At 45.0% G+C, this 12,186-nt stretch carries 11 protein-coding genes; 9 read left to right on the plus strand and 2 right to left on the minus strand.

Translation table 11 applies throughout. The features are described from left to right. Positions 1-59 precede the first annotated feature (59 nt). Positions 60-2,495 (minus strand): TonB-dependent receptor domain-containing protein, encoded by a 2,436-nt coding sequence (locus ABD880_RS07695; RefSeq protein WP_345164336.1) that lies wholly within the window; start codon positions 2,493-2,495, stop codon positions 60-62. Positions 2,496-3,273: 778 nt separating this feature from the next. Continuing rightward, entirely contained in the window at positions 3,274-4,668 is a 1,395-nt protein-coding gene (gene lpdA, locus ABD880_RS07700; RefSeq protein ID WP_345164338.1) for a dihydrolipoyl dehydrogenase, read from the minus strand. Positions 4,669-5,114: 446 nt separating this feature from the next. On the opposite strand from lpdA, the gene ABD880_RS07705 reads away from it, so the two are divergent. The 9 genes from ABD880_RS07705 to ABD880_RS07745 all read left to right on the plus strand — a co-directional run bounded on the left by ABD880_RS07705 (position 5,115) and on the right by ABD880_RS07745 (position 12,129). Beyond that, positions 5,115-6,335: a tyrosine-type recombinase/integrase gene (locus tag ABD880_RS07705; protein ID WP_345164340.1), complete on the plus strand. Its 1,221-nt coding sequence runs from the start codon at positions 5,115-5,117 to the stop codon at positions 6,333-6,335. A 97-nt stretch (positions 6,336-6,432) separates the two neighbouring features. Continuing rightward, positions 6,433-6,984: a hypothetical protein gene (locus ABD880_RS07710; protein WP_345164341.1), complete on the plus strand. Its 552-nt coding sequence runs from the start codon at positions 6,433-6,435 to the stop codon at positions 6,982-6,984. A gap of 89 nt (positions 6,985-7,073) precedes the next feature. Then, the gene (locus tag ABD880_RS07715; protein ID WP_345164343.1) at positions 7,074-7,646 is read left to right on the plus strand and encodes a hypothetical protein; all 573 of its coding nucleotides are present in this window, start codon (positions 7,074-7,076) and stop codon (positions 7,644-7,646) included. A gap of 124 nt (positions 7,647-7,770) precedes the next feature. After that, positions 7,771-8,202 (plus strand): hypothetical protein, encoded by a 432-nt coding sequence (locus ABD880_RS07720; RefSeq protein ID WP_345164345.1) that lies wholly within the window; start codon positions 7,771-7,773, stop codon positions 8,200-8,202. A 95-nt stretch (positions 8,203-8,297) separates the two neighbouring features. Beyond that, entirely contained in the window at positions 8,298-8,870 is a 573-nt protein-coding gene (locus tag ABD880_RS07725) for a hypothetical protein (RefSeq protein WP_345164347.1), read from the plus strand. A gap of 76 nt (positions 8,871-8,946) precedes the next feature. After that, positions 8,947-9,273, plus strand: coding sequence for a hypothetical protein (locus tag ABD880_RS07730; RefSeq protein ID WP_345164349.1), 327 nt, complete (start codon positions 8,947-8,949; stop codon positions 9,271-9,273). 73 nt (positions 9,274-9,346) lie between these two features. Then, positions 9,347-9,985 carry a hypothetical protein gene (locus ABD880_RS07735; RefSeq protein ID WP_345164351.1) on the plus strand — a complete coding sequence of 213 codons (639 nt, stop codon included), beginning with the start codon at positions 9,347-9,349 and terminating at the stop codon, positions 9,983-9,985. Positions 9,986-10,663: 678 nt separating this feature from the next. Next, the gene (locus tag ABD880_RS07740) at positions 10,664-11,212 is read left to right on the plus strand and encodes a hypothetical protein (protein ID WP_345164353.1); all 549 of its coding nucleotides are present in this window, start codon (positions 10,664-10,666) and stop codon (positions 11,210-11,212) included. 65 nt (positions 11,213-11,277) lie between these two features. After that, positions 11,278-12,129, plus strand: a complete 852-nt coding sequence (locus tag ABD880_RS07745; protein ID WP_345164355.1) for a hypothetical protein — start codon at positions 11,278-11,280, stop codon at positions 12,127-12,129. Positions 12,130-12,186: the final 57 nt, after the last annotated feature.

Raw genomic sequence — 12,186 nt, forward strand, 5'->3', positions numbered from 1 at the left:
GCTTCGTTTTTAGGCTATTTTCTGGAAATGAGGGCAAAAACGCCTGGTGTCAATACAACTTAGTTGCCCTCTTGTATTTCCATGGGTTCCTCGGTGCGCTCTTCCCGGTCCTTCTTCTGCTGGCCGTTGTTGCCAAACCTATAGCTGAAGCCCACAAACACCAACTGGCTCTGCGGCTTGTAGCGGCTTCTCTCCTCAAACTGATCCTCAATGAAGGTATAGGAGTCAAAACGCATGGTGTTAAAGATGTCCTGCACCCGCAGGATGATGTTGCCTTTGCCGCCCAGCACTTCTTTGCGCGCGCTTATACCTGTGCTAAAGAACCCAGAGCGCTCGCCTTGCACCGTAACCGTGGGCGACCGGTAGTTGGCAGATAGTTGCACTTCGGTTTTAAAAGGGAGCGTAAAATTGGAGTTTAAACGGCTGGTCCAGCTTAAGCGGCTGTTGGCGCGGCCGCCTTCTTCAGAAGCGTCTATGCTGTAATTGAAACCAGAGGCATTGGCGTTGATCTTCCACCAGTTGGTGAGGTTGGCCGTGCCCGTCAATTCCACCCCGTAAGACTCTCCCTTGCCCACGTTGGCAAACGTAGTGATGGTAGAATTCTCATCCAGGGGCGTCCTGAAGCTTTGCACAATGTCCGTCATCCTGCGGTAGAAAACGCCAGCCGTGAGGGTGGTCTGTTTCCAGAAACGCAGGTAGTTGACCTCATACGAATCAATGAACTCGGGCTTGAGGTTGGGATTTCCCTGCCTGATGTTGCGCGGGTCAGTCACGTCCCTGAACGGATTCAAGGACCAGGTGCCCGGACGGTCAATGCGACGACTGTAAGAGGTCTGTACTTTCTGCTCTTCAGAGAAGTCATAGGTCAGGAACAGGCTGGGGAACAGGTTAAGGTAATCTTGCTTGTTGCGCTGCACCTGCGTCACCTGGTTGGTGACAATGTTGGTTTGCTCCAGCCTGGCGCCCACCTGGTAGCTGAATTTCTGGATGGCATCCCCGTAATTGCCATACACGGCATGCACCCACTCATCATAGATAAACCGGTTGGTGCGGCCTATGTTGGTTTCAAACTGATTGGCGTTAAAATTGAAGTCACTGGCTTGGGCGTCTTCATCACTGCGCTCAAACGTACTGCGGTAACCGGCCTCCCATTTTCCTTTTTCACTAAACGGATGCACGTAATCTGCCTGCAAGGAGAACTCGCGCTCCTGCTCCAGGTTGACGTTGCGCTGCCACCTAAAAGGCTGGTACAGACTAGCCGAGCCGTCCACGTTCCTGAACTGCTCTTGCACTTGGTCCTGACCTGGTTCACGCTCTATGTTAAAGACAGCATCTGCGGTGAGTTCCTGGCCGGGCTTGGTAAACGTCTTACGGTAGCTAAGCGCGTATTCCCAAAGGTTCCGGTCCTCATAGCCGGTGTTTTGACGGGTAGAGGTGCTGTCCAAGGACCCGTTTTCGCGCATGAACCGGCTAAAGCTAGCGCCCTCGCTGTCGCGGGAGCCCATGCGGTACAGTACAGATCCGGTCAGGCTCTGGGTTTCAGTTAACTGATAATCTGCCCCTAACCGGAAGTTGTGGTTGCTGTTGTGGTTCTCGTTATTGGATTCCAGTTCTTCCAGGCGTACGCTTTCATTGGTAGGCGTGAATCTTCTGGTCACCCTGCCTTCGCCTTTGCGCAGGTCTTTTCTAAAATCATGGCTCCCAAACAGGTTGAGCTTGCCAATTCTATAATTGAGGTTAAGCGAGGTGTTATACCGATTGTTGGGTCCGGCGGTGGCAGAGGCCAAGCCGTTCAAGCCTTGCTGTTTTTCTTTTTTGAGGATGATGTTGAGCACCCCGCCCGTGCCGCTGGGGTCATACTTGCTGGACGGATTGGTAATCACTTCTACCCGTTCAATGGAGCTGGCCGGTATCTGATCCAGACCCAACCCGCTCAGTGCCGAGGGTTTACCGTCAATGAGAATGGTGATGTTGGAGGTGCCCCGCATGCTTACGGTTCCTTCCTGGTCTACGGTCACCGAAGGCACGTTCTGCATCACATCCACCGCCGTGCCGCCCACCGTAGACAAGTCCTGTCCTACATTGTAAACGCGTCGGTCCAGACCATATTCCACGGCTTCGCGCTGGCCCATCACCTCCACCGCTTTCAAGGTAGTGCTGGCCGCTTTTAGTTGAATGATGCCTAGGTTGACCTCGGGCTTGGCGGCGGTTACCTCAATATTGGAAATGACGCGGGTCTGATAACCCACAAAGGAGACCTTGACATGGTAACGTCCCACGGGTGCGGGTGCCAGCACAAAAGTACCCTCTGCCCCTACCAAGGCGCTGGTGACAATAGAAGAGTCCTTGGCAGACAATAACACCGCCGTCGCGAAGCCAACCGGTTGGTTGGTGCCCGCCTCTTGCAAGGTGCCGGAGACTTTGCCTTGGGCTTGCGCCGTACTAGTGGAGACAAGAAATATAAAAAGGGAGAATAAGGAAAAAAGGTGTTTCATGCAGGGGAAATAGAAGTTCAAAAATTCAGGATCAATCTAATAGTAACGAGGAACTGGGGTTAACAGCCAGTTAGTGGAATAGCTGGTAGTGTTTGTAAGAGACCAGAAGAAGACGTATTAAACATATTAATTGAAATAAAAGCCGTTTTTAAATTACATCTACACAAACGTCTAATGGTAATCTCCCGCACGGTAGATAGTAAGATGCGTGGGAGACAAGTCAGTGCCTGGTCTCTACAGGATATATTACATGCCTTTGTATGACTCGCTCTTTCAGATTTACTCATTAGCTTTTCTAGACTTATCAAACACTTGAAGCACTTGAAGCACTTGCTCTTCCAGATTTACTCATTTGCTCTTTCAGATTTATCAATCTGGAAGTTCACTGTCGGGGATTTATCAATCCCCTTCTTTATAGCAAAACGGGGATTGATAAATCCCCGACAGATAGATTCGGGATTGGTAAATCCCGAATAGCAAGCGTAACTCCCGAAAAGCAAGTCACAAATGGCAAGCCTCGTAGAGACCAGGCACCGCCTTGTCTCCCACGCATTTCATTTCAACACTGCCGGCGGCTACCACCGGGCGTTTGTACCATCAAATTTTGTACTCCTTTTAAATGTAAAACACAAAGCAGTTCTGGTTTAGACAGCCCGTTCCTCAAATAGTTTAACAAGCAGACCGGCTTTCTGTTTTTGGCTTATTTTGCGCAAAACAGGCCAAAAACAGAAAGGCCCGAAGTTTCCTTCGGGCCTTTGGTATCTAAAAGAAGAATGTTCTATAAGTGAATCACCTCACCGTAGGCAGCAGCGGCGGCTTCCATTACGGCTTCAGACATGGTTGGGTGCGGATGAACGGCTTTGATGATCTCATGACCGGTAGTTTCCAATTTACGGGCCACTACAATCTCAGCGATCATCTCGGTTACATTGGCGCCAATCATGTGGGCTCCTAAGAACTCACCGTATTTGGCGTCAAAAATCACCTTCACAAAACCGTCTTTCACGCCACCGGCACTGGCTTTACCTGAGGCCGAGAATGGGAATTTGCCCACTTTGATTTCGCGGCCCATCTCTTTGCACTCTTTCTCTGTGTAGCCCACAGACGCAATTTCTGGCGAGCAGTAGGTACAGCCTGGTATGTTCTTGTAGTCCAAAGGCTCTGGGTGGTGACCGGCAATGGCTTCCACGCAGATGATACCCTCAGCGGAGGCAACGTGCGCCAAGGCTGGACCTTTCACGATGTCACCAATAGCATACACGCCTTCTACGTTGGTCTTGTAGAAATCATCTGTGATGACGCGGCCACGCTCAACGGCCACGCCCACTTCCTCCAGACCCAGGTTCTCCAGGTTGGTTTGAATACCTACGGCAGAAAGAACCACATCGGCTTCAATGGTTTCTTCGCCTTTGGCGGTTTTGATTTTTACTATGCAACCCGCGCCAGAAGTGTCTACAGATAGCACTTCTGAGTTGGTCATCACGTTGATGCCAGATTTCTTAAACGACTTCTCCAGTTGCTTAGAAATCTCCTCATCCTCTACCGGCACAATGTTAGGCAGGTATTCTACCACGGTCACCTCGGTGCCCATGGCGTTGTAGAAATACGCGAACTCCACGCCAATGGCTCCAGAGCCTACTACTACCATTTTCTTTGGCATGTTCTCCAGGACCATGGCTTGGCGATAACCGATGATTTTCTGACCATCAATCGGAAGGTTTGGCAACTCGCGCGAGCGGGCACCGGTGGCCAGGATAATGTGTTTGGCTTCGTAGATTTGGGCTTGGCCGTCCTCAGAGGTCACCTCTAACTGGCCTTTGCCTTTTAGTTTGCCGTAACCGGCTATGTGGTCAATCTTGTTTTTTCTGAACAGGAACTGGATGCCTTTGCTCATGCCCTGGGCCACCCCACGGCTGCGGTTTACCACGGCGCCAAAGTCAGCGGAGGCATCTGCCACGTTTATGCCGTAGTCAGCCGCATGCTTGATGTATTCAAAAACCTGTGCGCTCTTCAATAAGGCTTTGGTGGGGATACAGCCCCAGTTGAGGCAGATGCCGCCTAGTTCGGCTTTCTCTACCACGCCTACTTTCATACCCAATTGTGAAGCGCGGATGGCAGCCACGTACCCACCTGGGCCGCTTCCTACCACTATCAAATCATATGTTGATGCCATGTGTCTGGATGTAAGGTTTTACTTGAGACAAAGCTACATCATAAACCCGCTTTTGCCAAGTCTCAATGCAAGATGCCGTTTTTGGGCTGTTTTCTGGAAAAGAGGCTGAAAACGGCAGAACTCTTTGCTCATAAACTCCTCTGGCAAATGATAAGCAACTGGCTATCAGGAACAAAAATCACGGGTTACTTGTAGCGGTTGAAACATTTGGACAGCATATGGCGGCACAACCTGCACCTGGCCCTGTAAAAGCCAGCTTACTTATACACAGAAACGAGAAGAGAATACGGGTTGACCTGCCGGCCACTGCCTGGCATACGGCTCAAATAAAAACCATACCTGGCAGGAGATGGAGCAAGACGCATGCCTGCTGGCACGTACCGTATGGCAGAGAATCTTTTGCGTGGCTTGCCAACTGCTTTGGGACAGCGTTGCAAATAGCCCCAGTGGCAAGGGACACAACAGACACCTCCCAGTCATCGCCCATTTTTATTCCTGAAGCGCCTTCAGAAGCGGTCATCTTGCACACAGAGAAGCGTCCTGAACCTTCGGTCCCTCCTGCTCAAAAGCAACAGGTCACGGTGACGGTGCTGGCGAACAAGCGCATGGAGGTGAGATTCCCTTACCACCCGGCGCATCTTAAGAAGATGAAGTCCATTCCGTATTATTTCTGGGACACCACCTTAAAAGTCTGGACGCTCCCTTATGCCCAAGCCCTGATAGAAGAACTAAGCCACTATTTTGAGCAGTACGGCCTGCCCTTGCTGGTATACAATAAGCCCAAAGAAGCTGGCCCGGCACCAGCAACTGCCAAGCCAAAGGTAGCATTGCTTAAACCCTGCCCTAAAGAATACCTGGACACGCTTACCTTAAAAGGCTATAGCCCTAACACCGTTAAGCAATACAAAAGCCTGTTCCTAGACTTTGTCAATTACTATGCAGACCGTGACCTTGCCACGCTAGAGGAGGCCGACATAAAAGCGTACCTGTTGCATTTGATTGATGACTATGACATCTCTGCCTCTCACCAGAATTCGGCGGTGAACGCCATCAAATTCTACTATGAAAAGGTGCTCAGAAGACCACGAACCGTCTACTACCTGGACCGCCCCAGAAAGGCGCAGACACTACCTGAAGTCTTAAGCGAAGAAGAAGTGACGCGCATCATGCAAGCAGTAGACAACCTTAAACATAAATGCATTTTGCTTTTGATTTATTCTGCCGGACTACGAGCCGGCGAGTTGATCAACTTGAAAGTGACGGACATTGACTCGCAAAGAAAGGTTTTGAACATACGAGCTGGCAAGGGACAGAAAGACCGCATTACCTTACTCTCTGAGAAAATCCTGCTCTACCTTAGGCAATACTACCTGGCGTACAGACCCAAGGTTTGGTTGTTTGAAGGCCAAACCGGTGAGGCATACAGCTATGCCAGCGCCCGAAAAATTTTTAAAAACGCCTGCCTGAAGGCTGGCATTCAAAAAGAGGCCACCCTTCATACCCTTAGACACAGTTTTGCCACGCACTTACTGGAACAAGGAGCAGATTTAAGGTATATACAATCCTTGCTAGGCCATCACTCCAGCAAAACCACTGAGCTTTATACCCACATTACCAGAAAGGGCATGGAAAAAATTAAAAGCCCGCTTGACCATTTAAAAATATAACATTTCAAAGGAGAAGGGTTATTGTTAAAATATCAAATACCTGTAAACCAATGCCTTATAAGCATTTTTCACGAAATAAACGTACCTCCCAAAATCTATGACTATATTTGAAATAAACGCACCTGGTCAGTTTATCCAGACGTTGTGGCAAATTTTAAAAATGAACGAGACCAAAATTGACACCATAGATTATGTTTTAGCTTCAATATACCTTGGAGTTGGCATGTTAATTTGGCTTGCTTACATCTTCTCATTCCTACCCCAAGAACAAATTAATCAAATGCTAATGGCCATCACCTTGGGAGGGCCAGTTTCATTGTTTTTAATGTACTACAAACGGTTACGGATTAAATCAGTAATGCTATTATGGTCAGTGATTGGAATTGTGCAGATGATTACTGTTTACCAACTGAAAGGCAACCCAGATTTTAGAGCAGTGAACGGAACATATGCCGATAATCATCTAAGCTTGCTTACGATGGTGGTAATGGTTCTAATTTTCAGAGTTACTAGTTTGTTAATAACAAGACAGGAATTAGTGGTTGCCGCTTGGTTCTCACCCGATGACTACAGAAAACCAAACATACTTGATTACATATTTACATTAATTGGATTCTTATTTCTAACACTTTGGGGAACTTTAATATAAAAAAACTTGCCACAACAACACCTAAACGCCATGCTTCGGCCGACGGCCTCGCACATCGTTTAGCCTAACCGTTAGGCGTAAATTTAAATATGAAAAATTTCAAGTTGATGCTGTTAATGGTCTTTTTAATGCTGGGGAAAACAGCATTGGGGCAAACCGCAATTATTGATAAAAAGTTAAAACTATATCTTCAAAGCTTAAAGAAAAATAACATCGAATCATATGTGGTGGTTGAGCAAGGCTGCCAAGGTTGTGAAATTGAGTACGCTCCCAAGCCCTACCCTGATGATAAGGTCATATATGTATTGACAGAGGCGGACAATAAGATTACTATTCAAAAGCTGGAGAAAGATAAAGAACACCTCCCCATATCGCTCGATTCTACCTCCGTTTTCAAAATGCTTAAACAACGGGAAAGCGCATTCACCTCTCAAGCCCAATTTCAAGCAGATGCTGTTGAATCTGAAAAGACTTTAAAGTTCGTTGCCCCTCATCCAAAATATTACCCCTATAGAACAATCAGGGTAAATCTTCCCAGCTTCAAAAGTGAAACAAAAGTAATTGACCAGAAATACGATGTTAATGGGACTTTAATTACTAACCAAAAATGGTTTAAGCCAATAAATGAAATATTAGAGCATATTATTAGGCTTGCTCAATAAGTGAAAAAATCTACGCCTAACATTGTGCATAAGCCATGCTACGGCCGACGGCCTAGCACGCCTCATGCACGAGGCCGTTGGGTGTCATTGTAAGAATCTTAGAAAGTTGAATAACAGGTAAATTATGCTGAAGACTGCAATGGCAAATAAGATAGTTGACTTAGTCTTCTTCATAGCAATCATTGCATTGTCTGTCTTTCTCTATAACGAGTACAAAAACCAGGAAGAAAACCTAAACAAAGGCATGATTGTCGTAAACTTCTGGAACCCCTCAAACTCCTTACCATTCGATTCTACTTATGGTGACTACAAAAGGATTAGTTTAACGGGGGTGAAACAGAGCGACAGTCTTAAGATGGCAGAGATTAAAGACTATCTCAAAGGGTTCAATGAAAAAGTACGGCAGATAAACGGAATCCACATTGTGTTTACTGGCAAATCTAAGTATGGTGACTTCATTAAAGTCTTGGATTACTGCCTGCAAGAAGAGATTGATCGGTACATTCCTTACAAAAATAACCTGTGGATTCCTGCAAGTGAGAATCTTATCAAATGACTCTAAAAAACAACGTCACCCAACAAGGTATAAACATCACCTCGGCCGACGGCCTTCGCCGTCGTTTATACTAACCGTTACCTGTCAATTTAGAAATGAATAAAAAAACTTTCTTTTATATCCTTGTTGGGGTAGCCGTAGTTTTAGGAGTTCTGTTCAAGAACCAATTTTTGCTAGAAAAAAGAATCGGGAAAGAGAATGATGGGTTATCTCGCTACTCTTTTGACAATATTGAATTGCTATTACCCAAGGATACAGTAGAAACCATAGACACCTCTTATTTGTCTAATGGAGATGTTTTTTGCGTGACTAGGGGCATCGGAAGCAATAAATTGCCAAGTAATGGTGTCACGCAATATGGACTTTCAATAGCTACGTTTTCAGAAGATGCAACTAATGATAGCTCATTTCATCAAGATTCGCTTAAGAATAATCTTAACAACACTTTAAGTCAAAGAAATGATTTTCGCCTCATTTCCTTGAAAACCATAAAATTAAAAGATAAGGACGCAATAAGTTACGAAGGCCATAGAGGAGATTTATTTGAACGCGCAGTAGTATTCAATCACGACAATGTAGTTTATAGTATCAATATGGTAGGGCCTAATCTTGAATCTAGCACTTATCAAAAAATATTGGAATCAATAAAAATAAAAATCGTCAGGTAACACTGTATAAACACCAAGCCACGGCCGACGGCCTTGCTCGTTGTTTATACTAGTCCGTTATAGCGCATTTAAAGAAATGAAAAACCGTCAAGAAGAAAACCAGGAAATAAGGTTCATCATACGTGATACATTTTACATTACGGATAGAGGGATAGTATTTTCAGGAGAAGCTTTAGACGGAATGGTTTCCGCAGGCGACAATCTGAAATTTAGTTTCAATGGCCAAATCAAAGAAGGACAAATAATAGCAGTCCACGACAACAGAAATATTAATTCTGATAAGTTAAGTTTTGGCCTCCTTTTAAAATTTACGGATGAACGTGAAGTAGAAACTCTAAGAAACTGGAAGCCTAAAGATGTTGAGGCAAAAGTGGTTAAAGGAGAAAAGAAAAACGCGCTATAACAACACCTAAACTCCAGTCTCAGCCGACGGCCTCGCCCGGCGCTTAGCCTAGCCGTTGCCAGTAATTATAAATATGAAAAATCTGAAGTTGCTAACTCTGTTTTTGCTCCTTTCAAATATGAAAGGCATCTCTCAAGTAAAAAACACTGGGATAGCAACGATAAAAGGTTTTCAAGCTGACTCTCTCAACCTATCTCCAAACAAGGATTTCGAGAAAAGAATTAATCTTAATCGAATTAAGGATTCCAGAAATGAAATTGAAATCAGGTTCTACGAGCGTGAAGAAATAAGCAACACAACTACCCTAAAGATATTATCGAAACGGAGAAACAAATGGACAGGCACCCAATACAGCGAATCCAATTACCCTAAAATCAACATCCAGAAACTTCCATTAGAAGCTGCTAAGGGATTCGAGGAATTATTTCAGAGTCTTTTACAGAAAAACCTAACCCGACTACCAAGCCAGAGTGAGCTAAGGGCAAAAATGAAAAAATATGGCTCAACAGACACAAAGCGGGGAAGAGCAGAAGAACTCCTGTTCGTGAATGACGGGTATAGCTATAGTTTAGAGTTTATAATTAATGGCAAGTCTAACATAATTACTTTTAGCAACCCTGAAATTTATGCTAACTTTTACAGCGACGTGCAGGAGTTGAAAGACTACGTAGCGATAAAGAATATTTTCAACTCAGAGCTTAAGAAAAAATAACTTCTGGCAACATTGTGTAAAAATCATGCGTCGGCCGACGGCCTAGCACGTTTTTTACACGAGGCCGTTGTATGGCATTGTAAGAAAAAATGAATAAATGACAGCTAAAGAAATAATAGAACTAATACTTATCGACTCTTTCATTATTTCTTTTTTCATTCTGATAAGCTGGTTTTTCTCAAATCACTTTCTCCGGGATTGGAAAAGAAAGAAGACATTTTTTATTATTAATGCCTTAATACTTTTTCTTTATTCCATCTATTTCATCTACGGCAGAATTTATGATTCTGAATATGGAGGCGCATTGGTTTGGGAAATGTATTTTTATTTTATCCTCCTTTTACATTTTGTAATGCTTCTAATATTCGCAATTATTAAAAGTCATACATTAAAAACAGAGTTGCCCGACCTTGACCAGCAGTCGGGGCAAAAGTTGATGTAAAAGAATTGACGTTGCGTTTGAGCAGAAATCAATGCAAAATGCTTGCAAAACGACGGACAGACTTGATTGTGTTTTAGGTCTCGTTTTCGAAAATGAAGCCAAAAAAAGAAAAGAGAAATGTGCATGGCAACCGCTAAAGAACAACGCCATACAACAACACCTAAACGCCAACCTTCGGCCGACGGCCTCGCCCGTCGTTTAGCCCAGTACGTTAGGGTGCATTTTGAATAATAAAAATGAAAAAAGAAAATATAAAACAGTTACTGCCACTCATCCTTCTTTTTGGCGGACTAATTTATACTTCAATAGCATATTTAACTTCCAATGTTGGGCTAACTTGGAGACATTACCTGGGAATCCTATTTGCGTTAGCGACAGGTGCTCTTTACTTATACAAACTTAAATATTTTAAGAAAGTATTAGGCGCGACACTTTTGATTGGCACCTTTAACGTTCTAGCGTTTACACCATCTATTACAACAGTAAACATCAGTATAGCATCGTTAGGAGTCACTTTTCAGCCATTTTCCTTAATTGGACTTTTGATTTTTATGGCTTTTAACGGGAAAAGGATTGTCGAGATTCTTGGCATCCAGGCTCCAAGTGAACCGCCTGCGGGTATTTACTACCTCGACGAGGAGAAATTTGAAAAACTGAAAGAGAACTACCAATGGAAATCAATTGAGGAACTTAACACGATAATTACAAGTGGTAAGTTTACAATTGAAGCAGTAGAAGCTGCCAAAAAAGTTAAAGAAGAAAAAACGCACCCTAACATGGTATAAAAATCATGCTTTGGCCGACGGCCTCGCACGTTTTTTATACTAGCCGTTAGGGCAAATTAATAAGAATGAATAAGCGATTATATATTCCTGTATTGGCAGCTTGTGCCTTCATAGTTTCCTGCCAAGGCAATAAAACAGAAGAGGGCAAAGCGGTAGCACCTGTTGAGGTAATCGCCACCCCGTCCCCTATTGCCGACTCCTCTTCTGACCTACAAGCATCCTCACCTGAAATAGCAGATAAGTCAATCACGGTAAAAGAGACGGATACCATCAGCCTTAAGGGTTACATCCTCCACTTCTCACCTTCACAGAAGACGACTTTCCCCTCAATCTTTGATGACTTCAAGGAGAGGCAGCGCGTCTCAAAGGGAATGGACTATTATGACGGAGTTCAGGCGGTGGAGAAGATGCTCCTAGCCAAGTGGGCAGACTTTTGCAGCATTAAGGACTCCATGCTTGTCCTGAAACTGGACAACGGGAAAACGGTAAGCCTCCCACAGTGGGACAAGGAGAAAGAGATGGGCCACAACCTGGAGCACTTCTTCCCGCGCCAGAACTATTACCTGGTGCATGTCCCGTTCACAGAGGGAAACACCTGGCTGTTGGTAAACAAGAAGAACGGTTTCAAGAAGTATATATGCGGGCTGCCTCACTTTTCTCCCGACGGGCAATCCGTCATCACAGCCAGCTTTGATTTGGAGGCGGGCTACAACTTCAACGGAATGGAGTACCTGAAAGTGCAGGGCGATTCGCTGACAGAGGAATGGAGGCTGGAAATCGGGAATAACTGGGGCCCTTCGAACATAATGTGGTCTGGCAAATCTACTGTTCTTGTGAAAAGGAGAACCTTTGAGGAAGAGGTGAACCATGCACCAGGGAAAAACCTAGTATCTAAGCTGGTAATGACTAAAAAATAACTTGCCCTAACATTGTGCATAAGCCATGCTACGGCCGACGGCCTCGCACGCCTCATG

This window comes from Nibribacter koreensis, from assembly GCF_039541795.1.
Classification (GTDB): domain Bacteria; phylum Bacteroidota; class Bacteroidia; order Cytophagales; family Hymenobacteraceae; genus Nibribacter; species Nibribacter koreensis.